Origin of the sequence: Aeromonas sp. QDB62 (assembly GCF_027705695.1) — a bacterium.
Classification (GTDB): domain Bacteria; phylum Pseudomonadota; class Gammaproteobacteria; order Enterobacterales; family Aeromonadaceae; genus Aeromonas; species Aeromonas allosaccharophila.
In genome coordinates, this window is sequence record NZ_JAPDCD010000014.1 from 80,727 (window position 1) to 105,557 (window position 24,831).

At 60.4% G+C, this 24,831-nt stretch carries 19 protein-coding genes, 1 tRNA gene and 2 rRNA genes; 7 read left to right on the forward strand and 15 right to left on the reverse strand.

Annotated features, from left to right (window positions below; genetic code table 11):
• Positions 1 to 92 precede the first annotated feature (92 nt).
• Positions 93 to 746: an orotate phosphoribosyltransferase gene (gene pyrE, locus OKC27_RS09195; RefSeq protein WP_182938652.1), complete on the reverse strand. Its 654-nt coding sequence runs from the start codon at positions 744 to 746 to the stop codon at positions 93 to 95.
• Positions 747 to 821: 75 nt separating this feature from the next.
• Entirely contained in the window at positions 822 to 1,538 is a 717-nt protein-coding gene (gene rph, locus OKC27_RS09200; protein WP_182938651.1) for a ribonuclease PH, read from the reverse strand.
• A 147-nt stretch (positions 1,539 to 1,685) separates the two neighbouring features.
• Between rph and OKC27_RS09205 the strand changes: the two genes are divergently transcribed.
• On the forward strand, positions 1,686 to 2,549 hold the full coding sequence (locus OKC27_RS09205; RefSeq protein ID WP_042062476.1) for a YicC/YloC family endoribonuclease: 864 nt from the start codon (positions 1,686 to 1,688) through the stop codon (positions 2,547 to 2,549).
• 395 nt (positions 2,550 to 2,944) lie between these two features.
• On the opposite strand, the gene OKC27_RS09210 is transcribed toward OKC27_RS09205, so the two are convergent.
• Positions 2,945 to 3,550: a TetR/AcrR family transcriptional regulator gene (locus tag OKC27_RS09210; protein ID WP_042656121.1), complete on the reverse strand. Its 606-nt coding sequence runs from the start codon at positions 3,548 to 3,550 to the stop codon at positions 2,945 to 2,947.
• A gap of 100 nt (positions 3,551 to 3,650) precedes the next feature.
• On the opposite strand from OKC27_RS09210, the gene OKC27_RS09215 reads away from it, so the two are divergent.
• The 3 genes from OKC27_RS09215 to OKC27_RS09225 are packed head-to-tail and all read left to right on the forward strand — an operon-like array spanning position 3,651 to position 7,863.
• Positions 3,651 to 5,096: an efflux transporter outer membrane subunit gene (locus OKC27_RS09215; RefSeq protein ID WP_270806180.1), complete on the forward strand. Its 1,446-nt coding sequence runs from the start codon at positions 3,651 to 3,653 to the stop codon at positions 5,094 to 5,096.
• A 23-nt stretch (positions 5,097 to 5,119) separates the two neighbouring features.
• Positions 5,120 to 6,325, forward strand: a complete 1,206-nt coding sequence (locus tag OKC27_RS09220; protein WP_163130072.1) for an HlyD family secretion protein — start codon at positions 5,120 to 5,122, stop codon at positions 6,323 to 6,325.
• Positions 6,326 to 6,336: 11 nt separating this feature from the next.
• Positions 6,337 to 7,863, forward strand: coding sequence for a DHA2 family efflux MFS transporter permease subunit (locus OKC27_RS09225; protein ID WP_075111958.1), 1,527 nt, complete (start codon positions 6,337 to 6,339; stop codon positions 7,861 to 7,863).
• 116 nt (positions 7,864 to 7,979) lie between these two features.
• Here the strand turns inward: OKC27_RS09225 and OKC27_RS09230 are convergent, their stop codons facing one another.
• Positions 7,980 to 8,885: a LysR substrate-binding domain-containing protein gene (locus tag OKC27_RS09230; RefSeq protein WP_042062478.1), complete on the reverse strand. Its 906-nt coding sequence runs from the start codon at positions 8,883 to 8,885 to the stop codon at positions 7,980 to 7,982.
• A 120-nt stretch (positions 8,886 to 9,005) separates the two neighbouring features.
• On the opposite strand from OKC27_RS09230, the gene OKC27_RS09235 reads away from it, so the two are divergent.
• Both OKC27_RS09235 and fghA read left to right on the forward strand, forming a co-directional pair.
• Complete coding sequence (locus tag OKC27_RS09235; protein WP_124930421.1) at positions 9,006 to 10,133, forward strand: S-(hydroxymethyl)glutathione dehydrogenase/class III alcohol dehydrogenase; 1,128 nt, start codon at positions 9,006 to 9,008, stop codon at positions 10,131 to 10,133.
• 48 nt (positions 10,134 to 10,181) lie between these two features.
• Positions 10,182 to 11,018: an S-formylglutathione hydrolase gene (fghA, locus tag OKC27_RS09240; protein WP_182938649.1), complete on the forward strand. Its 837-nt coding sequence runs from the start codon at positions 10,182 to 10,184 to the stop codon at positions 11,016 to 11,018.
• Positions 11,019 to 11,068: 50 nt separating this feature from the next.
• Here the strand turns inward: fghA and OKC27_RS09245 are convergent, their stop codons facing one another.
• Positions 11,069 to 11,791 carry a head GIN domain-containing protein gene (locus tag OKC27_RS09245; RefSeq protein ID WP_182938648.1) on the reverse strand — a complete coding sequence of 241 codons (723 nt, stop codon included), beginning with the start codon at positions 11,789 to 11,791 and terminating at the stop codon, positions 11,069 to 11,071.
• 364 nt (positions 11,792 to 12,155) lie between these two features.
• Between OKC27_RS09245 and ovoA the strand changes: the two genes are divergently transcribed.
• The gene (gene ovoA / locus OKC27_RS09250) at positions 12,156 to 14,306 is read left to right on the forward strand and encodes a 5-histidylcysteine sulfoxide synthase (RefSeq protein ID WP_182938647.1); all 2,151 of its coding nucleotides are present in this window, start codon (positions 12,156 to 12,158) and stop codon (positions 14,304 to 14,306) included.
• A 78-nt stretch (positions 14,307 to 14,384) separates the two neighbouring features.
• Here the strand turns inward: ovoA and OKC27_RS09255 are convergent, their stop codons facing one another.
• The 10 genes from OKC27_RS09255 to rrf (OKC27_RS09300) all read right to left on the reverse strand — a co-directional run bounded on the left by OKC27_RS09255 (position 14,385) and on the right by rrf (OKC27_RS09300) (position 24,666).
• A complete protein-coding gene (locus OKC27_RS09255; protein WP_182938646.1) occupies positions 14,385 to 15,335 on the reverse strand; it encodes a bile acid:sodium symporter family protein in 951 nt (316 codons plus the stop codon).
• Positions 15,336 to 15,628: 293 nt separating this feature from the next.
• Entirely contained in the window at positions 15,629 to 17,074 is a 1,446-nt protein-coding gene (locus OKC27_RS09260) for an amino acid permease (protein ID WP_182938645.1), read from the reverse strand.
• Between the two features lie 172 nt (positions 17,075 to 17,246).
• Entirely contained in the window at positions 17,247 to 17,585 is a 339-nt protein-coding gene (locus OKC27_RS09265) for a tRNA-binding protein (protein ID WP_182938644.1), read from the reverse strand.
• A 113-nt stretch (positions 17,586 to 17,698) separates the two neighbouring features.
• Complete coding sequence (locus OKC27_RS09270; RefSeq protein WP_270806181.1) at positions 17,699 to 19,150, reverse strand: amino acid permease; 1,452 nt, start codon at positions 19,148 to 19,150, stop codon at positions 17,699 to 17,701.
• A 103-nt stretch (positions 19,151 to 19,253) separates the two neighbouring features.
• On the reverse strand, positions 19,254 to 19,709 hold the full coding sequence (locus OKC27_RS09275; protein WP_182938643.1) for a beta-galactosidase subunit beta: 456 nt from the start codon (positions 19,707 to 19,709) through the stop codon (positions 19,254 to 19,256).
• Positions 19,706 to 22,780 carry a beta-galactosidase subunit alpha gene (gene ebgA, locus OKC27_RS09280; protein WP_182938642.1) on the reverse strand — a complete coding sequence of 1,025 codons (3,075 nt, stop codon included), beginning with the start codon at positions 22,778 to 22,780 and terminating at the stop codon, positions 19,706 to 19,708. The genes OKC27_RS09275 and ebgA overlap by 4 nt, the downstream gene beginning before the upstream one ends.
• 320 nt (positions 22,781 to 23,100) lie before the next feature.
• Complete coding sequence (gene ebgR / locus OKC27_RS09285; protein ID WP_182938641.1) at positions 23,101 to 24,066, reverse strand: transcriptional regulator EbgR; 966 nt, start codon at positions 24,064 to 24,066, stop codon at positions 23,101 to 23,103.
• A gap of 165 nt (positions 24,067 to 24,231) precedes the next feature.
• Positions 24,232 to 24,346: ribosomal RNA gene (rrf, locus tag OKC27_RS09290) — 5S ribosomal RNA — on the reverse strand.
• Between the two features lie 23 nt (positions 24,347 to 24,369).
• Positions 24,370 to 24,445, reverse strand: a tRNA-Thr gene (locus OKC27_RS09295).
• Positions 24,446 to 24,551: 106 nt separating this feature from the next.
• Positions 24,552 to 24,666 (reverse strand): 5S ribosomal RNA (rrf, locus tag OKC27_RS09300).
• Between the last annotated feature and the right edge of the window lie 165 nt (positions 24,667 to 24,831).

Genomic DNA, 24,831 nt, shown 5'->3' on the forward strand with positions numbered 1-24,831 from the left:
CAGTTCACACCCGCTTTTTAAAACAGTGCTGGAAAACGCGGATAAAAAAATGGCGCCACCCTCGACGAGGGTGGCGCCATGATTCAGCTCATTCAGATGCCGTACTGGGCGCGATAAGCCTTCATGGCCGTCAGTTGTGCTGCCAGCTCCGGCTGCTCGACCTGCTTCTCTTCCAGATAGGCAATCAGGTCGCTCATCTGGATGATGGCGATGATGTGGGCGCCGTAGTCACGCTCCACTTCCTGAATGGCGGAGAGCTCGCCCTTGCCCTTCTCCTGACGGTCCAGCGCGATCAGCACGCCTGCCAGCGAGGCGCCATTGGCCTGGATCAGATCCATGGATTCGCGGATGGCGGTGCCAGCGGTGATAACGTCGTCCACCAGCATGATGCGCCCCTTGAGCGGGCTGCCCACCAGATTGCCGCCCTCGCCGTGATCCTTGGCCTCCTTGCGGTTGAAGCACCAGGGCACGTCCACATCGTGCTGCTCCACCAGCTGCACGGCGGTGGCGGAGGCGATGGGGATCCCCTTATAGGCCGGGCCAAACAGCACATCGAACTCGATGCCGGCATCCATCAGGGCGGCGGCATAGAAACGGCCGAGGCGGGCCAGATCGCGGCCACTGTTGAACAGACCGGCGTTGAAGAAGTAGGGGCTTTTACGACCGGATTTCAGGGTAAATTCACCGAATTTGAGGACCTGTTTCTCCAGGGCGAACTCGATAAATTGACGCTGGTAGGCTTTCATTCTGGCTCCTTGCTTGGCTTGTCGTTGTCTTGTGTGGGGGTATAAAAAAACGCGGCCTTGGCCGCGTTTTTAAAATTATGAAAGCGACTGCTTCTGCAGCGCAATGATCTCTTCAATGCCGCCCTTGGCGAGCCCCAGCATCGCCAGCAGCTCCTCATGGGTGAAGGGCTCGGCCTCCGCGGTGCCCTGCACCTCGATGATGCGACCATCTTCGGTCATCACCACGTTCATGTCGGTCTCGGCGGCGGAGTCTTCGATGTACTCCAGATCGCAGATGGCTTCGCCCTGATACATGCCGACTGAGACGGCGGCGATCATCTGCTTGAGCGGGCTCTGCTTGAGCATGCCCTTCTCGACCATCCAGTTCAGCGCATCCACCAGCGCCACGCAGGCACCGGTAATGGAGGCGGTGCGGGTGCCGCCATCGGCTTGCAGCACATCACAGTCAACGGTGATGGAGTGCTCGCCCAGCGCAGTCAGGTCTACCGCCGCGCGCAGGGAGCGGGCGATCAGACGGGAGATTTCCAGAGTACGGCCACTCTGCTTGCCGGAGGCCGCTTCGCGGTTCATGCGGGAGTGGGTGGAACGCGGCAGCATGCCGTATTCGGCAGTGACCCAACCCTGGCCCTTCCCTTTCAGGAAGCGCGGAACGCTGGTGTCGACGCTGGCGGTGCAGAGCACGCGAGTGTTACCGAACTCCACCAGCACTGAGCCTTCTGCATGTTTGGTGAAATTGCGGGTAATGGTAACCGGGCGAAGCTGCGCGGCAGTGCGATCGCTGGGACGTGACATGGAACGGACCTCTGGGCTGGCTCAAATTGGCGGGGGATTATAAGTGATCCCGCCCCAAATATCAGCCGCTAAAACCACGGCATCGGCTGACGAGCAGGGCCGGGCTGAGTATACTGGCCGCACACTTCATCAAGCCCGGAACAATCAATGATTCACAGCATGACCGCCTACGCCCGCAAGGAATTCAAGGGCGACTGGGGCACAGCCGTTTGGGAAATTCGTTCGGTAAACCAGCGCTATCTGGAAACCTACATTCGCCTGCCGGAGCAACTGCGCAGCCTGGAGCCGGTACTGCGTGAGCGTTTCCGCGCCAAGCTGCAGCGCGGCAAGGTGGAGTGCAACCTGCGTTTCGAAGCCGCTCAGGCCGATGCAAAGCAGCTGCATATCAATGAAGAGCTGGCCAAGCTAATCATCGACAGCGCCAACTGGGTAATGAAAGAAGCAGGCCAGGGCCAGCTCAACCCGGTCGACGTGCTGCGCTGGCCGGGTGTCATGGCTGCCGCCGAGCAGGACATGGACGCGGTCGCCACCGAGCTGCTCGGCGGGTTCGATCAGACCATGGAAGATTTCCTCGCCTCCCGCGCCAGCGAAGGGGCCAACCTCAAGGCGCTGATCGAACAGCGTCTGGCCGGTATTCAAGTGGAAGTGAAGAAGGTGCGCGTCCACCTGCCGCAGATCATCGAATGGCAGCGCCAGAAGCTCACCGACCGCCTGGCCGAAGCCAAGGTCGAGCTGGATCCGGCCCGCATCGAGCAGGAGATCGTCATGCTGGCCCAGAAGATCGACGTGGCCGAAGAGCTGGATCGTCTGGAGATGCACATCAGCGAAACCAACAAGATCATGAAAAAGGGTGGCGCCTGTGGCCGTCGTCTCGACTTCATGATGCAGGAGTTCAACCGCGAGTCGAACACCCTCGGCTCCAAGTCCATCAACGCCGAAGTGACCCAGTCCGCCGTTGAGCTGAAGGTCCTCATCGAGCAGATGCGCGAGCAGATCCAGAACATCGAGTGATGTTTTTCGGCGTTTATCGCTGTTTCAGATGACTCACAAACCCCTGATTTTCAGGGGTTTGTTGTTTGTGGATGTCTGCATCGTTCTGGATTGTTCGAGAAAAGTGGTATCACCATACGACGCAATTCCACTTCCCCATAACGTGATACTGAATCGCTGAATCAGGCAATCAAAAAGCCGCTCACACAGAACGGCCTCTCGTTCGAGACTCGATGGGTCCATGACCTGTGCGATACCGCAAGACACAGCCAGACCAAGCGGGATGTGATGATGCCCTTGCCCAACGCGGCTTGATCTCACATCAGGGGCTTATTCGGGCCCTTCTGACACGATGGCTTATGAGCGCGATGATATTGGCTGGAAAGAGGGCTGCGAATTCGGTGCAGCCTTGCGACTTACCTCGGGCCGTAAGCCAGCATAAAGACGTTAATGGCGCGCTCCACGACCTCTGCCATCTCCTTATCATCCGGACATGCTCTTGCTCCGAGCAGGAGAGGCTCGAGCATCTCGACCTCTAGCAAGCCTTTGAGGTGCATGGCTGCCGCCCAGCTGTTTTCGATAGCACAGAGTTGGCCACTGCGAGATTGCTGTTCAATATATTGGCTGATGTATTGCCAGCCGCGTTGTGGCCCAAGGCGATAATATTCGCGGCCAATATTGGTACGGGCGGACTCATGAACAATCACTGCACGCAGGCCAATGACGTCCGGATTGAGGATAAAACGCAGGTAGTGAAGGCCTAAACGGGTGATCTCTTCGCGCACCGGCTTGGCCGGATTCATCGACATGAACGCTTCCGCGATCCGCTGCCGACCAAACTCGTCTATCACTGCGGCAAACAGCTCTTCTTTCGAGCTGAAATAGTTATACAACGTGGCCTTGGACCCACCGGTCCGGTTGGCGATCTCCGACATGGTGGTGTTTTCAAACCCAAGCTGGGTAAACGCTTCCCTGGCAACATCGAGGATCGCCTGTCGCCGTTCTTCGCTTTTAACTCTCATTGCAAACCTTCATTAATGAACTCATCAGTCTAGTTTTGCTTGACGAAGAGGCTTTGTCAAATTATAACTAAACCGTACAGTTCAGTTATCAGGAGTACATGTGTCATTCCTCTCTCGTGACGTTGCAGACAACCATTCGCAGGGTTGGCGAGTCTGTTGTTGGTCCCTGTTTGCCCTGCTCAGTGGTTGTGCCCATCAACCTGATCTGCCCAGCGATGCCCTTGCCAGCGCCGATACCCTCGAGCACAGCAAGAGTTTGCTGGCGACGCGTCAGGACAGCTGGCCTCAATCCAGCTGGTGGCAGCGTTACCGTGATAATCAGCTCGATCAGCTGATCCAGGAGGCACTGCACAATGCGCCGTCTCTGGCCATCGCACAGGCCCGTCTGCGCAGTGCCGAGGGGATGGCAAGACAAGCCGGAGCCAGTGAGATGCCGCAGCTTTCTGTGAGTGGTGATGTCACCCGGCAGCGGGTGAGTTACAACTACAGCTCACTGCCACCGCATGGCTGGAACACGTTTGGCAGCGGTATGGCGAACTTCAGTTATGAGTTCGACTTTTGGGGCAAGAACCGGGCCACGGTGGAAGCCGCGCGCTCGACGCTGGCTGCCAGCGAAGCGGAGCAGGCCGATGCCGAGCGGGTGCTGGTCAGTGCCCTGATGCAGTCCTATGTCGAGCTGGCCCGTTTGTACGCCAATCGCGACACAGCCGCAGAAGCGCTGAAGATCCGCAGTGAGACCGTCAGCCTGTTCCAGCAGCGTTACAACAACGGTCTGGAAACCCCGGGGTCGGTGCGTCAGGTCGAGTCACTCAAGGCGAGTGCCGAGCAAGAGTTGCTGGGAATGGAAGAGACCATAGTGCTGCAGAGCCATGCCATTGCCGCCCTGCTCGGTAAGGGGCCGGATCGCGGCCTGACTCTGCAGCGCCCGACGCTGGCCATGACCTCGGTGTTTGGTTTGCCGGACAGCGCCGGTATCGACTTGCTGGGGCACAGACCGGATGTGACCGCTGCCCGCTGGCGCGTTGAAGCTGCCGCTCAGCAGGTCGGTGTCGCAGAATCCCTGTTCTATCCGAACGTCTCGTTGTCAGCCTTCTTTGGTAACCAGTCGATGGGGCTCGACAAGCTGCTCGAGTCCGGCTCGCAAACGGCGGGGGTCGGTGGAGCCCTCTATCTGCCGATCTTTACCGGCGGCAAGCTGGAAGGTCAGCTGGACAGTGCCCGTGGTCGCTATCAAGAGGCCGTTGCGCAATATAACCAGACCCTGACCCAGGCCATGCAGCAGGTGGCCGATGCCGTCACCAGCCAGGATGCGCTCAAGGCACGGTTGATCCAGTCCCGGACTGCAGTGGATGCGGCCGAAGATGCCTACCGGATTGCCAATAACCGCTACAAGGGCGGGTTGTCTACCTACCTGGATGTGCTCAGTGCCGAGGCAGCCTTGCTGCAGAGCCGTCAGGTACTGGTCAACATGCAGGCCCGTGCTCTCTCCATTGATGTCTCGCTGGTCCACGCACTGGGTGCGGGTTACAGCGTTGCCCACTCTTGATAAAAGACAGGAAATTCAATTGTATGTCGCAACAAGTTCAACACTCCGACTCCGCTGCCGAGCAGACGTTTGATGCCCGTGAGGCCAATGCCCGGCGGCGTCGTGGCTTTATCGGGCTGGCTGCCGCCGTTGCGGTCGCGGCCGGTGGTTATGGCGCTTACTGGTATTTCGTCGGCTCGCATTATGTCTCGACCGACAACGCCTACACCGCGGTCGAGCTGGCCGAGGTCACTCCGGCGGTGGGCGGGATCATCAAGCGTATTGAGGTGGTCGATACCCAGCATGTCCGTAAGGGTGACCTGCTGGTCGAGATAGATGACACCGATGCCCAATTGGCATTGGCACAGGCTGAGGCCGATCTGGCGCTGGCCAAGCGGCGGGTACACAGCTACCAGGCCAATGATGAAGGGTTGGCGGCGCAGGTGAAGGCGCGCGAGGCCGACCAACTGCGAGCCCAGGCGCAACTCCAGGCGGCTCAAGCCGATCTGGATCGGGCCCGGGTGGATTTTGACCGTCGTGCCGCCCTGCAGGCCTCCGGCTCGGTATCGGGCGAAGAGCTGACCAATGCCCGCAATGGATTGATTCAGGCCCAGGCCAATCTGAGCGCGGCGCGCGCCTCCTCGGCGCAAAGCGTGGCCAACGTACACTCGACCATCGGCTCGCAAAAGGCCAATGCGGCGCTGATCCGGGACACCACCGTGGATACCAACCCGGAAGTGCTACTGGCCAAGGCCCGTCTTGAGCAGGCCAGAGTCGATCTGTCACGGACCCGCATTTTTGCCAACGTCGATGGTGTGATCGCCAAGCGTCAGGTACAGGTGGGTCAGCGCGTACAGATTGGCGCACCGTTGATGAGCGTGGTGCCCCTGCATACCGTGCACGTGGATGCCAACTTCAAGGAGGTGGAGCTGCGTAGCGTCAAGATCGGCCAGCCAGTCGAGATCACCGCTGACCTCTATGGCAACGAAGTGGTCTATCACGGCACGGTGAGCGGCTTCTCCGGCGGCACCGGCTCGGCGTTTGCCATGATCCCGGCCCAAAACGCCACCGGTAACTGGATTAAGGTGGTGCAGCGTTTGCCGGTTCGTATCGAGCTCGATCCCACCGAGCTTGCCAGTCGCCCGTTGCAGGTAGGGCTGTCGATGATCGCCACCATTGATACCCGCGCCGAGGCGCCCGGTCCGGCACTGGCCGAGCGTACCCACACCGATGACCGCAAGCAGGGCTGAGGAGATACGTGATGCAACACGTCGCTGAGCCGGCTCCGCTGCGCGGAGCACAACTGGCATTAGGCGCTGGCATCCTGGCGATGGCCAACTTCCTGGCGGTGCTCGACACCACCATCGCCAACGTGTCTGTCTCCAACATTGCCGGTAGTCTGGGCACCTCGACCAGCCAGGGCACCTACGTCATCACCTCTTATGCGGTAGCCGAGGCGATCTCGGTGCCGCTGACCGGCTGGTTGGCGTCGCGCTTTGGTCCGATCCGGGTGTTTGCTACCTGCTTTATCCTGTTTGGTCTGTTCTCGCTGCTGTGCGGCATGGCCACCAGCATGAACATGCTGGTGCTGTTTCGGGTCTTTCTCGGGTTGTGCGGGGGGCCGCTGATGCCACTGTCGCAGACCCTGATGATGCGCATTTTCCCCAAGGACAAGGCGCACGCGGCGATCGGGATCTGGAGCATGACCACGCTGGTCGCACCAATCATGGGGCCGATTCTGGGCGGGATCCTGTGTGACCAATACAGCTGGCCCTACATCTTCTATGTGAAGGCGCCGTTTGCCCTGCTGGCCGGGGTGATGTGCTGGAAGCTGTTGCGGCCGTTCGAATCAAAGACCCTCAAGCTGCCTATCGACAAGGTGGGACTGGTGTTGCTGATCGTCTGGGTTGCGGCGCTGCAAATCATGCTCGATGAGGGCAAGGATCACGACTGGTTCGAATCGACCCGGATTGTGACCCTGGCGATCATCGCGGCCATCGGCTTTGTCGCCTTCCTGATTTGGGAGCTGACCGAGCGCAATCCGGTGGTCGATTTGCGGGTGTTCCGTCATCGGGGCTATCGCACCAGTATGCTGACCCTGTCACTCGGTTTTGGTGCCTTTTTCGGCATCACGGTACTGACCCCGCTGTGGCTGCAGATCTACATGGGCTATACCGCCACCATCGCCGGTTATTCAACGGCCATGATGGGGATTCTGGCGGTGTTCCTGGCGCCCTTGATTGCCAATCTGGCGACCAAGATCGATCCGCGGCCCATGGTGTTTATCGGTGTGCTCTGGCTGGGCGGTTGGACCCTCTACCGCAGCCACGCCAACATGGACATGACCTTCTGGCAGATAAGCTTCCCCATGTTCTTCCAGGGGATCGGCATGCCGCTGTTCTTTGTGCCGCTCACCGGCATTGCGCTGGGCAGCGTGCTCGCCCGTGAAATGGAGTCCGCCGCCGGTTTGATGAACTTTATCCGGACGCTCTCCGGCGCGGTGGCTACCTCCATGGTCAACACCGGCTGGGAGCGCGAGACCCGCTATGTGCGGGCCGAACTGGCCGGACTGACCGACCGCGCGGGTGACACCACCCAGGCGATGCAGATGGCAGGTGCCGGGGAGCAGAGCAAAGGCACCCTGGAGTGGCTGCTGCAAGGCCAAAGCGTGATGGTGGCCACCAACAAGATCTTCATGATTATTGCCGTGCTGTTTTTCGTAGCTGCGTTTGCCATCTGGCTGGCGCCCCGCCCGAAAACACAGGTAGACACTTCCGTAGTGCACTAGGTCCCTCAGCCCTGAGGGGATCACGCCTGGACAGGTCGTTCTGTTCAGGCTTTTTTTCATTTTTCGGCCAGAGGGTTTGCTGCCAGCCGTCGGGGAGTCAACGGGCGGGAAGCGCCCTAGCCTCTCGGCATCACCAGCGCCGGTTGGTGAGGGTCGCTCAGCCGCTCGGCCAGATAGTCCACCAGCAGCCGCACCTTGGGGGAGAGGTGGCGGTTGTGGGGATAGAGGGCCCAGATCCCCTCGGCCGGCGCTCGCAGTTCGGGCAGCAGTTCGATCAGTTCGCCACGGGCCAGATGGTCGCTCACGTAGTAGTCCGGCAGCTGGATGATGCCAATCCCCTTGAGCGCCGCATCCAGCAGGGCGTGACCGCTGTTGCACTGCAGCAGGCCGCGCACCCGCACGCTGTGGGGGCGACCATCCAGAGTGAAATGCCACTCGTCACTGTTGCCCACCAGACAGGTGTGGCGGGTCAGCTCGGAGAGGCTGTTGGGCATGCCGTGGCGGGCGGTGTAAGCCGGTGAGGCGCAGACATAGGGCACCCGCTGCGCCAGCTTGCGCGCCACCAGCGTCGAATCCTTGAGGTGGCCGAGCCGCAGCGCCAGATCGTAGCCTTCGTGCACCAGATCCAGCAGCTGGTTGGTGAGGTTGAGGGTCACCTCCAGCTGGGGGAAGCGCACCATGAAGTCGTTCACCAGCGGGGCGATGCGGCTCTCGCCGTAAGAGACGGGGGCCGTGATGCGCAGGGTGCCTTGCGGCACGGCCTGATGGCGCCCCACCGCCAGCTCAGCCTCGTAGAGGTTGTCGAGCAGCTGACGGCAGTGGCGATAGTAGATCTCGCCGAGCTCGGTGAGCCGCACCTGACGGGTGGTGCGCAGCAGCAGCTTGGCCTGCAGCCGATCCTCCAGCTGCGCCACCTGACGACTCACTTGCGCCACCGACACCCCCAGCTTGCGTGCCGCCGGGGTAAAGCCCCCCTGCTCTGCCACGCTGACAAATTCACAGATCCCTTCCCAGCCGAACATTATTACCTGTGTGTAAAAGTGATTTGAGATTTGCCCTCATTATCACCAAATCGGCGGGAAACTACACTGACTGTCCGAACTCATCTCTGTTCACCCTGCTCAACAAGAAGGATGTCATTTATGGCACAGGTTCAAAGCATCAAGTGTAAGGCCGCCATCGCCTGGGGCCCGGGTCAGCCCCTTTCCATCGAAGAGATCGAGGTCATGCCGCCACAAGCGGGAGAGGTGCGGGTGCGCATCGTCGCGACCGGCGTCTGCCACACCGATGCCTTCACGCTGTCTGGTGAGGATCCGGAAGGGGTCTTCCCCTGTATTCTCGGTCACGAGGGGGGCGGCATCGTCGAATCAGTCGGCGAAGGGGTCACCAGCGTCAAAGTCGGCGATCACGTGATCCCGCTCTACACCCCCGAGTGCGGCGAGTGCAAATTCTGCAAATCCGGCAAGACCAACCTCTGCCAGAAGATCCGCGCCACTCAGGGCAAGGGGCTGATGCCGGACGGCACCACCCGCTTCTCGAAAGATGGCCAGCCCATCTATCACTACATGGGCACCTCCACCTTCAGCGAATACACGGTACTGCCGGAAATCTCCATCGCCAAGGTCGACCCGGCCGCCCCGCTGGAAGAGGTCTGCCTGCTCGGTTGCGGCGTCACCACCGGCATCGGCGCCGTGATGAACACCGCCAAGGTGAAAGAGGGTGAGAGCGTCGCCATCTTCGGGCTGGGCGGCATCGGCCTCTCCGCAGTGATCGGCGCCCGTCTGGCCAAGGCTGGTCGCATCATCGCCATCGACATCAACGAGAGCAAGTTCGAGCTGGCCCGCAAGCTGGGCGCCACCGACTGCATCAACCCGAACGATTACGACAAACCGATTCAGGAAGTGATCGTCGAGCTGACCGATGGCGGCGTCGACTTCTCCTTCGAATGCATCGGCAACGTCAAAGTAATGCGTGCGGCGCTGGAGTGCTGCCACAAGGGCTGGGGCGAGTCGGTCATCATCGGCGTGGCCGGCGCGGGTCAGGAGATCAGTACCCGTCCGTTCCAGCTGGTGACCGGCCGGGTCTGGCGCGGCAGCGCCTTCGGCGGGGTACGCGGTCGCAGCGAACTGCCGAGCTATGTGCAGCGCTACATGCAGGGTGAGTTCCGCCTCGATGACTTCATCACCCACACCATGCCCCTTGAGCAGATCAACGAGGCGTTCGATCTGATGCATGAAGGCAAGAGCATCCGCACCGTCATCCACTACTGAGCTTGATCACCCCGCCCGCCTTCGTGGGCGGGGTGCAGGAGTCCTTCGATGAATCTGGAGATTATCAGCAGCAACAAGAGCTTCGGCGGCTGGCACAAGCGCTATCGCCACCGCGCCAGTGTGCTCGGCTGCGAGATGAATTTTGCCATCTATCTGCCGCCTCAGGCCCTCACCGGCCAGAAGGTGCCGGTGCTCTACTGGCTCAGCGGCCTCACCTGCACCGATGAGAACTTCATGCAGAAGGCGGGCGCCCAGCGCATCGCCGCCGAGCTCGGCATCGCGCTGGTTGCACCGGACACCAGCCCGCGCGGCGACGGCGTAGCGGACGATCCCGGTTATGACCTCGGCATGGGGGCAGGCTTTTACGTCAATGCCAGCCAGAGCCCCTGGCAGGCTCACTACCAGATGTATGACTACGTCACCCGCGAGTTGCCTGAGGTGATAGAGACCCACTTCCCGGTCTCGACCCGACGCGCCATCAGCGGCCACTCCATGGGCGGTCACGGTGCGCTGATCGCCGCGTTGCGGGAGCCCGGTCGCTACCGCTCGGTCTCGGCGTTCAGCCCGATCTGCCACCCGAGCCGCTGCCCCTGGGGCCAGAAGGCGCTCGGGGCGTATCTCGGCAGCAATCCGCTGTTGTGGCAGGAATGGGATGCCTGCCAACTGCTGCGCCACCAGCCGGTCACGCCGCTGCCCACCCTGGTGGATGTGGGACTGGATGATCCCTTTCTCGCCGAGCAGTTGCATATCGATGCGCTGGCCGAAGTGGCCACCAGCAAGGAGTGGCCACTGGAGCTCAACCGCCACGAGGGCTATGACCACAGCTACTACTTCGTGGCGAGCTTTATCGAGGCGCACCTGCGCTTTCACGCCCGCCACCTCTGATCAAAACAGGCCCGTAACGGGCCTGTTTCAGTTGTGGTGATCGGTTGGCCTCAGCTGCCGACACGACTCACATCGCCGGAACCGGCGATCTCGCTACGCAGCCGGGGATCGCCCCAATAGCTGACCGACCCCGAGCCCGCGATGCCGACCTTGAGCAGATCCTGCGCCCGCACCTCCACATCTCCGCTGCCGGCGATATTGACCTCGACCTCCTGACCCTTGAGATTGCCCCCCTGAATATCACCCGACCCGGCAATGTTCAGCGTGAGCGCTTTGGCCGATCCCTCCCCCAGATCCAGACTGCCCGCCCCGGCAATATTGCCTTCCAACCGGTTCATCTCCAGCCCGCTGGCTGTCAGGTCACCGACCCCGGCCACCGACAGCACCAGCGAATCCCCCTTGAAGCCGCGCAACTCGCCGCTGGCAATGCCCGCCAGCGCCAATTCATGGAGCTCGGGCAGGGTAATGGTCAGCTCCAGCGGCTCGGTGGGGTCGAGCCGGTAACCCTCCTTCACCTCGATCTCCAGCTTGTCGTCCCGCTCGGTCAGCTCCAGATAGGGCAGCAGGTTCTCCTGCCCCTTGATCAGGATGCCGCGCGGCTCCCCCGCCACCAGATAGAGGGTGGCAGGCACGCCCGCCAACACCCGGGTCACCCTCTCGCCCAACGGTTGCTGGCGCTCGATCACGGCGCCAGCACCGCTGATCCGGGTTTCGTCCAGCCAGTTGCAACCACTGAGCCCAGCCACCAGCATGACAACCATCATCCACTTCATCACCACTCTCCTCGTTATCTATTGGCCATCCGGGGCCAATGGGTTTTCATGCTTTGCAAAGCGTGCGCCAAAAAATCAACTTCATGATTCAAAAGGAAATAACTATTTTCACCTGCACCAATTTCAGTATTTAGAGAGTCATTTAGACCATATGTTGGTGAAAATGGCCATCCTCGAACGGGTATGTTTATGGCTGATTGGCGGGTCGCCCTGCCGGTCACTATGCTGACAGCCCGTGGCAATTTTTGATTGCCGTACCGATCTGTTGAGCCAATAGTGGTACTTCGTGCGTACCAAGCTCTCTATTGCGGTAATGTCATTACCACTGTCTTGTCAGTCTTCACCGCCAACAAGGAGTCAGAGCGTGACCCAAGCAAGCCCTCTCTATGCCACTGCCGTCGGTCTGCCAGCACCGACTCGCACACCGTTGCTGACCGGTAACGACCCCGAGCAGAAACGGCGCGAGCTGCTTGGCTACTTCTGCCAGACCTTCGATCTCTACGACTCGCTGTTCGACTGTCTGGCCGATGAGCGGGCCTGGTTCAACAAGGCGATCCCGCTGCGCCACCCGCTCATCTTCTACTACGGCCACACCGCCGCCTTCTTTATCAACAAGCTGCTGGCGGCGCGCCTGATCGACCAGCGGCTGGATGCCCGTATCGAGGCCATGGTCGCCATCGGGGTGGACGAGATGAGCTGGGACGATCTGGACGAGACCCACTACGACTGGCCAAAAGTCACCGAGCTGCGCAGCTATCGTGCCAAAGTCCGTACTCTGGTGTGCGACTTCATCCGCCAGATGCCACTCACCCTGCCCATCGACTGGCAGAGCCCGGCCTGGGTGATCCTGATGGGGATAGAGCACGAGCGCATCCACCTCGAGACCTCCAGCGTGCTGATCCGCCAGTTGCCGCTCGCCTGGGTGCGGCCGCAACCTTATTGGCCCGCCTGCACCGAAGCGCGCCACCGCATTGAGCAGGTGCCAACCAACAGCCTGCTACCGGTGGCTGGCGGCAAGGTGCGCCTTGGCAAGCAGGACGCCACCTACGGCTGGGACAACGAATATGGCGAGCGCCATATCGAGCTGGCCCCGTTTCAGGCCAGCCGCATGCTGGTGAACAATGCCGAGTACCTCGCCTTCGTACAGGCGGGCGGCTACGGCCAGCAGCAGTGGTGGAATGAGGAGGGATGGAGCTGGTGTCAGTATGCCAAGGCGCAGATGCCCACCTTCTGGGTCGGCGACCCCGCCGAACCCGGGCAATTGCAGCTGCGGCTGATGACCGAACAGGTTGCCATGCCCTGGGACTGGCCGGTCGAGGTGAACCAGCTGGAGGCGGCCGCCTTCTGCCGCTGGAAGGCGGCCCAGACCGGACTCCCTATCCAGCTGCCGAGCGAGGCAGAATGGCAGCTGCTGCGCGAACAGGTACCCGGCGATCAGCCGGACTGGACGGAGGCCCCCGGCAATATCAATCTGGCCCGCTTCGCGTCGTCCTGCCCGGTGGATGCCTGCCCGCAAGGGGCGTTCTTCGATCTGGTGGGCAATGTCTGGCAGTGGACCAGCACCGCCATCGATGGCTTCGACGGTTTTAAAATCCACCCGCTCTACGACGACTTCTCCACCCCCACCTTTGATGGCAAGCACACCCTGATCAAGGGCGGCAGCTGGATCAGTACCGGCAACGAAGCGCTCAAATCATCCCGTTACGCCTTCCGGCGTCACTTCTTCCAGCATGCGGGTTTCCGCTATCTGGTCTCCCGTTATCAGGAACCCGTTATCGTGAATCCCTATGAAACCGACACGCTCGTCGCTCAGTACCTCGACTTCCAGTACGGCCCGAGCCACTTCGGGGTGGCCAACTACGCCAAGACGCTTGCTGACCTTGCTGGCGAGCTGTGCAGCAACCACCAGCGGGCGCTGGATATTGGCTGCGCCACCGGCCGCGCCAGCTTCGAGCTGGCCCGCCACTTCCAGCATGTGGACGGGGTGGACTACTCGGCCCGCTTCATCGATGTGGCGCTGGCCCTCGCCAGCCAGGACAGTTTCCGCTACGCCATTCCGCTGGAGGGTGAACTGGTGGAGTATTGCGAGGCACGCCTGTCGAGCCACGGACTGGGGGCGAGTCAGGCTGAGCGCATCCACTTCAGTCAGGGGGATGCCTGCAACCTCAAGCCCAAATATGACCACTACGATCTGGTGCTCGCCTCCAATCTGATCGACCGGCTGCGGGAGCCCGCCCGTTTCCTGCGGGATATCGCTCCCCGGCTGCGCAGCGGTGGCCTGCTGGTGCTCACCAGCCCCTACACCTGGCTGGCGGAATATACCCCGCCCGCCAACTGGCTCGGCGGCATTCGCGAAAACGGCGAGGCGCTCACCACCTATCAGGCGCTGCAACGGCTGCTGGCGGCGGAGTTCGAGGAGCACTGCCCGCCGCGGGATGTGCCTTTCGTCATCCGCGAGACCGCCCGCAAATACCAGCACACGGTGGCGCAGCTGACCGTCTGGCGCAAACGCTAGTACGCCAGTCGGCATGCAGATGAGAAGAGGGAGGCCAACAGCCTCCCTCTTGTTATGACAATGCAAACGGCGCGATGATCAATGCCCCTGCTCGTGATAGCGGCGGGCCAGCACGGCGCACACCATCAGCTGGATCTGGTGGAAGATCATCAGTGGCAGCACCATGACGCCGACGCTGGCGGCGGGGAACATGACGTTGGCCATCGGCACCCCGTTGGCGAGGCTCTTCTTCGAGCCGCAGAAGACGATGGTGATCTCGTCCGCCTTGTTGAAGCCGAGGCGGCGGCTGATCCAGACGTTCCAGCAGAGCACCAGCGCCAGCAAGACGCAGCTCAGCAGCACGATGCTGGCCAGATCGTACCAACCTACTTGACGCCAGATCCCCTGCACCACCGCCTCGCTGAAGGCGACGTAGACCACCAGCAGGATGGAGCTCTGATCCAGCTTGCCGATCATCGGCCGGTGGCTGTCGACCCAGCGGCCGATGATCGGCCGCGACAGATGACCCACCACAAACGGCAGCATCAGCTGCACCATGATGGCCTGAATGGAGTGCCAGGTATCGACCCCCTCCCCCTGCACGTGGATCATCATCCCCACCAGCACCGGCGAGAGGAAGATGCCGAGGATGCTGGAGGCCGAGGCGCTGCACACCGCCGCCGACACATTGCCCCCCGCCATAGAGGTGAAGGCGATGGCTGACTGCACTGTGGCAGGCAAAGCACAGAGATAGAGGAAGCCGAGGTAGATGGCCGGACTCAGCCAGCTGGGCACCAGCGGCGTAAGCAGCAGCCCGAGCAGCGGGAACAGCACGAAGGTGCTGAGCATCACCACCAGATGGAGCCGCCAGTGGCCGAGGCCCGCCAGCAGGTTCTGGCGCGACAGCTTGGCGCCATGCATGAAAAAGAGCAGCGCCACCGCCAGCTTGGTCAGCAGACCGAACCAGACGGCCACCTGCCCCTCGCAGGGAAAGAGGGAGGCCAGGGTGACCACCGCAATCAGCACAACAGTAAAGGGATCCAGACGCACAAGGGGTCTCCATCAGAGCGCATCCTGCCTTCTTGGCAAAAGGTCAGGATCGGGAAGGACAAGAAACACAACAGGAGGTGTCTGGCACCTCCCGTTGAAACGAACCCCCAGCTTACCCCGATATCGAAGCGGCGCAACGTTGAGTGGCGGTTAATTGTTCATCAATGCTTAACGCCTTTGCTTTGTCGAATAGCGGAAGTTGACGACCCGCGGCCAGATAGCGCCAAACCGGCGATAAATGGATAAAAAAACGGGCGACCTGGGCCGCCCGTCTCGTTTTTTCGCTCCGCCGATCAGCGCTGGCTGGCCAGCGTGCCGTTGCCGCTTTTCTTCTCATTGCCACCGGCTTTGCGGGCCTGCCGCTTCTCGAAGCGGGAGATCCACCAGTAGGCCAGCGCCGAGAAGACCGCGGTCATAAAGACGTTGATGAAGAAGGCGCGCACCAGATCCACCCCGCTCGGGAAGGCGGAGGCGATCATGCTCACCACGAAGATGGCGATCAGCACCGACACCACGCCCATGCCGAACTTGCGCGATCCCATGCGGAAGTCGCGGGGGGTGTCGTCATGTTTCCAGCGGAACACGAAGTAGGCAACCATGATGAAGATCGGCGGCAGCATGGCAGTACCGGCGGTCAGGTTGATGGCGGTATTCATCATCTGCTGTACCGACTCGGAACCGAAACCGTTGACCACCAGCATCACAAACACGAAGACAAACTGCCACCAGGCGGCACGCACCGGCACCCCGTGCTTGTTGAGGCGGGTGGTCTTGTCGCCGTAGACACCCTGCGGGATCTCGGAGAAGTGGATCTTCACCGGCGCCGAGGTCCACATCATCATGGAGCCGAACATGGCGATGAACAGCACGATACCGACCGCGCGACCCACCAGGGTCTCGGAGAGCCCGAAGTACTGCGCCATGCCGGTGAAGATCTCCACCATGCCACCGGCATAGGTGAGGCTCTCGCGCGGCACGAACACGTTCACCAGCAGGGAACCCAGCGCATACATGGCACCGATGACGATACCGGCGGTGATGATCACCTTGATAAAGGACTTCTGGCCGCCCTTCACGTCATTGAGATAGGCAGCCGCGGTTTCGGCACCGCCCGCCGCCTGGAAGATCCAGCACATGATGCCGAGGGTCGCCCAGTTGACGGTGGGGGTCATGGCCTCCAGCGTGATCGGCTGGGCCGCCACATGGTCACCACCGAGCGCCATCAGGGCACCCAGCACATAGATGGCAAACAGGGCAAACACGCCATAGGCCACCAGTTCGGCAATCTTGCCGAGCCAGCTCGCCCCCTTGGTGGAAATATGGGTCGCCGCCGCGAACAGCACGATGGAGATGATCGAGGTGACGGTCGGCGAGAAGCTGTACTCATAGCCCAGCATGGCGTAAGAGGCGTAGGCGATGACATTGGGCAGCAATGAGACGAACCAGAACAGGTTCACAAACCAGTAGAGGAAGGAGCCCAGATAGGCCATCCGGGTGCCGAGCGGTTTTTTCAGCCAGTCGTACATCCCCGACTCGGAATCTTTGTTGGCCGAAACGAACTCGGCAATGATGAAGACGAATGGCACGAAGTAGACCAAAGTCGCCAGCAGGAAAATGGGGGCGGAGCTGAGCCCCAGCTCGATGTTGTTGTTGACGATATTGCGCACGTTGAACACGGCGGCAAAGGTCATCGACAACAGGGCAAATTTGCCGATGGTGCCGCGTACTGATTCAGACATGGTGTCCTCCGGTAGATTCACGCCCCTTCGTACGGGGCGCTATGACTCTGAATGTGTTCGGCGCCTGCCAGCTGGCCGCGCCGTTTACTCTCTTGTTATGGTCAGAGGGGCAGCTCATGGCGCCCCTTCACACACCGACGCAGCCCTGCTGCCCCGGCGTTCAATCCGTGGTTCAGACGATCGGGGTGCCCGGCGCCATCGGCACCTGCGGCTGTAACAGCACGCTCTGGCTCTCGTCCGAGGTCTCGGCGCAGAGCAACATGCACTCGGATCGCTCGCCGCGCATCTTGGTCGGCTTGAGGTTGGTCAGCACCACCACTTCGCTGCCCATCAGCTCCGCTTCGCTGTAGTAGGGCACCAGACTGGTGACGGTCTGCAGTGGCCGCTCGCCACCCACGTCGATCTGGACGATGTAGAGTTTGTCAGCCCCGGGGTGGCGCACCACCTCCAGCACCTTGCCCACCTTCATCTCGACCCGTTTGAATTCGGCAAACTCGATCGTCTCGCTCATTCCTTTCTCCTTGTGTTCGGTTCTTGTGCTCAATGGTGCAACGGGTAACGGGTGGCCGCAGCCACCCGGTTGATCTCTCCTGGCCACGGGGGCCGGTCTGGTCAGGGTTATCGTCAGGATGCCCGGACGGAAATCTGGCTGGTCGGCTGGGCCTCTTTCACCCGCGCGTCAGCACTCAGGGAGGCTTCGTAGCGGTTGTACTTCCACCAGGCGAAGCCGAGGAAAATCACGATCCCGCCAACGTTGTAGAAGATGATGGTCATGATGTCGGCGCCAGTCGGGAAGGTGGAGGCGAGGAAGCCCACCGAGAAGATGGCGATCAGCACCGAGACCACGGCGATGCCGGTGGTGCGCGAGCCCATCTTGAAATCCCGTGGCAGGTGGTCGAGCTTCAGGCGCAGATTGAGGTAGGCCAGCATGATGAACAGCGGCGGCAGCATGGAGGCGGCAGCGGTCATGTTGATGACGGTGTTCATCAGATCCTGCGCGGTGTTGGAACCCAGGGTCGGGATCACCATCAGCGGCAGCACGATGAGGTACTGGATCCAGGCTGCACGGGCGGGCACGCCGTTCTCGTTCAGCTCGACGGTCTTCTTGCCGAAGATGCCGGCCGGAATTTCGGAGAAGAAGATCTTCACCGGAGTCGCCGTCCACATCAGCAGGGAGCCGAACATGGCGGTGAAGGAGACCAGACCGACGAAGCGGTTCATCAGCACGGTGGGCAGACCGAAATGGGCCGCCAGCCCCTCGAACACCTGCACCGAGCCACCGGTAAATTTCAGGGTGTCGCTATGGACAAACACGTTGATCAGCAGGGAGGCGATGGAGTAGAGCACACCAATGAAGAGCCCGGCGACGATGATCACTTTCACGAAGGATTTGGAGCCGCCTTTCACGTCATTGACGTAGACCGCCACCGACTCGGCGCCACCGGCTGCCATGAAGATCCAGGTCGTAATACCCAGGAAGGCCCAGCTGAAATCGGGGACCATGGCCTCTACCGTGATGGGGTCAGCCGGTTGTACACCACCGACTAACGCCACACCTGCCAGCAGAATGTAGGAGAGGGTCAGCAGCAGCATCAGGGACGAGGTCACCGAGGTGATGGGGCCCAGCAGCTTGGCGCCATTGGTGGAGACATAGGTGGCAAAGGCAAACAGCACCATGCTTAAGAAAGTGGTCGCCAGCGGGGTGAAAATGTATTCGTAGCCGAGGAAGGCATAGGAGGCGTAGGCGATGACCCGCGGCAGCAAGGAGGTGAAGAAGAACAGGTTCACGAACCAGTAGGTGTAGGCGGAGATAAAGGCCCAGCGACCGCCGAGGGAGCTCTTCACCCAGGCATACACCCCCGCTTCGGAGTTTTTGTTCAGTGACACAAATTCCGCAATGATCAGGCAGAACGGAATGAAGTAAAAAATGGTGGCCAGAAAGAACATCGGGGCCGGGGCCGAGGCCAGACCGATCTCGATGTTGTTGTTGATGACGTTGTTGAAGCTGAATACCGCCGCGAAGGTGAGCGACAGCAGACCAAACTTGCCTATCGTATTGCGTTTGGAATCAGACATGGTGCATCTCCAGACCTGTAGTTATTTCCGCGAAAGGGCGGGGCATGAGTTGTAGGGTGAGCCCCGTCCTTCCGGCTTTTATCAGTGCAAAAACAGCGGCTTGTTATTTGTTTTTGAAGTAGCCGCCTTCGACGGTGACCTTGATGATCAGCTTGCGCACCGGCCCGTCGCCGACGAACCGATAAGCCTCGTCGTTCTCGAAGATCACCACCTGACCTTTGCCGACTTTCTGGCGCTCACGCACCTCACCGGCCAGCCACTCGCGATCCGTGGTGTCGTCATAGGGCTGCTCGACGCCCAGCTCGCGCTTGGCAGCCCACTCCACCGTCTCTTCCCCTTCCAGGTAGTAGTGAACGTCGAAGTAGCGGCGTTGCCCCTCGAACAGGGAGGTGGCCGGGCTGGCCCCCTCCTGCAAGCGGTAGGTGAGGGAGTCACCGATGGAGTGGCAGATGCCGGGCTTCAGGTTGGCCAGGTTGTTGATGGCCTCCACGCAGCGGCCCCACTTCTTGCCCTCCCGGTAGATGTTTTTGAACAGGGTCAGGTTGTCCAGGGTGATCATGCGAGGTTCCTCCCGCCGTTGATGGTGAGATCGAGCCCGGCCAGCGCAGCCGGATTGAGGTTGCCGCGAGCGATGGGCAGCAGGGTCAGGCCGAAGCTGAACGGCTCGAAGCGCACCCGCCAGGAGTCCAGCACCTCGGAACCCCAGGAGTTGGAGCCCAGCCCCAGCACCTTGTGATCCAGATTGAGGGTGAGATAACCGCTCGGCTCCAGCTCGTTGATGTGCTGCGCCGCATGGATATGCTCCCAGCTGTAGGGCCAGACGCTCAGGTTGATGGGGGCATCGGGCCGCACGTAGAGACCGGCGCCGTGGCGGTTGGTCAGGGTCGCCCAGCGCACCTGCTGGCGGTTGCCGTTGTCCTGCGGGAAGGGGTAGTGCTCCCACATCTCGCCCACCGTACTGTTGAAGCGGTCGATCCAGTTGCTCTGGCGGCTGTCCTGATAGTTTTCACCCGGTCCCATGCCGTAGTAGTGCACCCGGTCGAGATCCTGACGAATACCCAGCTCGAAGCCGATCTTGGGAATGATGTCGTCATAGCCGCCGTAGGGCTGACCGGACAGTGCCACGTGCAGCTGGCCATTCGGGCTCAGGGTGTAGACGTAGCGGCAACGCATGCCGAAGTCGAACACCGGCGGCGCGATCAGGCTCTCGACCGTCACCTCGACCGCGCCACCCAGCTGACGCCAGCTCAGAGTGCGGAAGTGCTCCTGCATGATCTGCAGGTGGTTCGGGTGCCACAGGCTCTCGTACTCCTGCTTGTGGTTGTCGATCATCGGCTTGAAGAAGGTGAGGCGCGGCGAGCGCTCAATCAGCTCGATACCATCCTGCTGCCAGCTCACCAGCTTGCCGTCCAGACGCGAGAAGCGCAGGGCGAAGCCGCTGCCGCTCAAGGTCAGCGCGAGCCGCTCGTCGGCAATCTGCAATGCGGTGGCGTTGGGATTGGCAAAGGGCTGCAGCTGGCGAGTCGACTCTTTCAGCTGGAACTGGTACTGGCCCAGCTCGTGCTCCGCCGCGCTATAGCGGGTAGCGGTAGCCTTGATGACCCGCAGCTGGAGGAAGGTTTCCCGCCCATCGAGGGATGGCAGCTCGAGTTGCAGCTCGGTGATGGCACCGGGAGCCACCCCTTCCAGCCGGATTTGCTGGCTGGCCAGCAGTTCGCCCTCGGCCTTCACTTCGACCAGCAGGCGGATGTCGTCGAGAGTGGAGAACCAGTAGCGGTTTTCCACCGCCAGCTTGCCGCTGGTCAGATCCAGCGCCCGCACCTTGACCGGGCAGATCACCTGCTTGTATTCGCGCAGGCCCGGCCCAGGGGTCTGATCCGGATAGATGAGGCCATCCATGCAGAAGTTGTAGTTGTTGGGGTAGTCACCATAGTCGCCGCCGTACTTGTAGACGGCGCGCCCCTGCTCGTCCTGATCCAGAATGCCGTGATCGCACCACTCCCAGATGTAATGACCCTGAATGTGGGGATGGCGGTCGAACACCTGCTGGTATTCGCTAAGGCCACCCGGACCGTTGCCCATGGCGTGGGCGTATTCACAGATAATGCGCGGCTTCTCCATCGGGAACTCGCCGAAGCAGTTCATCTGGGAGACGCGCGAATACATGGTGCTCACCACATCCACCACCTCGGCATCGCGATCCTCTTCGTAGTGCACCAGCCGGGTCGGGTCGATCGCCTTGCAGCGCTGGTACATGGCTCTGATGTTGCAGCCGTAGCCGGACTCGTTGCCGAGCGACCAGATGATGATGGAGGGGTGGTTCTTCTGGGCGTGCACGTGGCGCTCGATGCGATCCACGAACACCGGCTCCCAGAAGGGGTCATTGGTGATGCGGCTGAGATCGCCGACGTTGGCAAAGCCGTGGGTCTCCACGTCGGTCTCCGCCATCACGAACAGACCGTACTGGTCACACAGCTCGTAGAAACGCGGGTCATTCGGGTAGTGGGCAGTGCGCACCGAGTTGAGGTTGTGCTGCTTCATCAGCACGATGTCCCGTTCAACACGGTCCATACCGACCGCGCGGCTCTTGAGGTGGTCGTTGTCGTGACGGTTCACCCCGTGCAGCTTGAGGTAGTGGCCGTTGACGTAGAAGAGACCATCCTTGACCTTGATTTCACGCACCCCGACCCGCTGCGGGATCACCTCCAGCAGCTCGCCCTGACCGCTGTAGAGGGAGAGTTGCAGCTGATAGAGGTAGGGGTCTTCGGCGCTCCACAGATGGGGGTTGGCCAGATCCAGCGTGAAGCGGCAATCACACTTGCCGTCGATGGCGAGATGGTCGAGCGAGCCGCTGGCGATCTCGTTGCCCTGATCCAGCAGCGACCAGACCAGACGGTGATCACGGGCAGCCGCACCCAGATTTTCCAGCTGGATATCGCAGCTCAGGGTAGCGCTTTGATTATCATCGGCCAGCGCGGTGCGGATGAAGAAGTCCTGCACATGGGCGGCCGGTTTGCCCACCAGATAGACATCGCGGAAGATCCCCGCCATCCACCACATGTCCTGATCTTCGATATAGGTGGAGTCGGCCCACTGCATCACCCGCACCGACAGCAGGTTCTCACCAATCTTGGCGTAAGCGCTGATATCGAACTCGGCAGTGAGGCGACTGCCCTTGCTGAAGCCGACGTAGTGGCCGTTCACATAGACCTCGAAGTAGGTCTCGACCCCGTCAAACTTGATGATCACCTGCTCGCCATCCCAGGCCGGGCTCAGCGTGAAGCTGCGCTGATAAGCGCCGGTGGGGTTGTTGGTCGGCACGAAGGGTACGTCGATGGGGAAGGGAAAACCTTCGTCGGTGTACTGCAGATTGCCATGCCCTTCCATCTGCCACATGTTGGGCACAGTGATCTGGCCCCACTCGCTCATAGGGCTGTGATAGAAGGCCTCCGGCACCTGCAGAGGGTGGTCGAAGTAGTGGAACTGCCACTGACCGCTAAGGCCCAGAAAACGGCGGCTCAGCTCGCGCTGCATGGTGGCCGCCAGCGCGTGGTCGGCATAAGAGAAGAAGTAGGCACGCGGAGCCAGCCTGTTTTCACCAACGAATTGGACGTTTTCCCAGTTATTCACATGTCCTCCCGGAACAAGGCAACTTTGACTGGGTAAACTTTAGATAAACATTTACTAAATATCAGTTTTGGATCGGTAAAGTTTTAACCTGATCACAATGGCTGGATGGTTTTGTGAGCGAGATCTGAATCGGAGGATAAAAGGGGATAAAGCAGGCAGTGATGGCATGGATGTTGATAAATGCAGGCAAAAAATGGCTAAAACCACCGTAAAACAATGCATTATGAATTTATCAGGAGAAATAAGGGAGAGGATGATAAAGGGATGAGGCCGCGCCACCGCAAGATGACGCGACTAAAACAGAATTTATTTTACTAAAATCAACGAGTGGTGCCACGCAGGGTCAGGCGACTCGGCACCAGTACCCGAAGGGGAATATCACGCTCGTCACGCAGCCGTTCGACCAGCAGATTAACCCCTTGGGAGCCCATCAACTCGGAGTGGATCCGCACCGTGGAGAGCGGCGGAAAGGTGAACTTGGCGGTCGGAATATCGTTGACGCTAATCAGCTCAATCTGCTGGGGAATCGACAATCCCCTCTCGTGGATGGCCCGCAGCACCCCAATGGCGATAGAGTCGGAGGCAACGAACAGCGCCCTGGGCCAATCCCCTGCCAGCATCTCTTTTGCCAGCCGGTAGCCGGAGGCACTGGAGAAGTCGCCGCGATAGAGATCGCTCTCCTGCACCACCCCCAGTCGCTGGCCATAATCTTTGAAGGCCAGCTCACGCAGATCCGGATTCTCATCCTGCCCACCGATATAGCCGATGCGCTGGTGCCCCTGAGCGATAAAGTAATCCACCACTTGCTGACTGATCAGGGCGAGATCCACGTCGACCGAGTCAAACTCCTCCATGGCCCGGGAATCGACAAAGACCAGCATGCTGGAGCAGGTGCGTAGCTGCGCCAGACGCTCGGCCGAGAGGCTCCCCACCACCAGGATACCGTCCACGGCGGTCAGCTCGCGTCCCTCACCACAGTTGTAGAGGTGGGTCAGTTCGATGTTGAGACGGGCACTCTGGGTCTCGATGCCATAACGGATGGCGAGATAGTAGGGATCGTTAACCTCGGTACTCTGCGGGTAGGAGTAGACCACCAGAAAGTGCAGCTTGCTCTTGTGAACCCCCTTGCGGGCGCTGCTGGTCTTGTACTCCAGCCGTTCGGCAATCTCGAAGATCCGCTGCTTGGTCTCTTCCTTGACGCTCAGGCTGGGATCCTCGTTCAGTACCCGGGATACCGTGGCGAGCGACACCCCCGCCTCCTGTGCAATTTCCTTCAACGTAGCCATCAATACCTCGCTGGCAGCATCACGTGTTAATCGGTAACGGCTAAAGAGTAACGGGCAATCCCTTGATAGCCCAGCATTTTTACTAAAATGCTGGCAGCAGGGCCGATTTTTGAAACGCAGAAATGCAAAAAGGCCTCCCGAATGGGAGGCCTCTTCTAAATAGGTGCCTGACAGTGTCCTACTCTCGCATGGCGAATGCCACACTACCATCGGCGCTACCGCGTTTCACTTCTGAGTTCGGCATGGGATCAGGTGGTTCCACGGCGCTATTGCCGTCAGGCAAAAGCTTTACTACTTCAATAATGGTGCTGATACCCAGAGTCGAACTGGGGACCTCATCCTTACCAAGGATGCGCTCTACCAACTGAGCCATATCAGCACACTAACCGGTAAAGACCGCACTGTGTGCGCTATCTAAATCTTTTGTCCAACACAACCTGACGTTGTATCGCGACCAACCACATCGCTGTGATTGCTTAATTAAAGCCTGGCAGTGTCCTACTCTCGCATGGCGAATGCCACACTACCATCGGCGCTACCGCGTTTCACTTCTGAGTTCGGCATGGGATCAGGTGGTTCCACGGCGCTATGGCCGCCAGGCAAATTCTTCAATCTTGGAAAGCTGACGTGAATAACGAGTTTCCTATTGGCTTGTCGCTATCACTGAATTTGAGTAGTTCGTTCATTCGCTACAAGGCCCAGAACACTTCTTGGGTGTTGTATGGTTAAGCCTCACGGGTAATTAGTATGGGTTAGCTCAACACG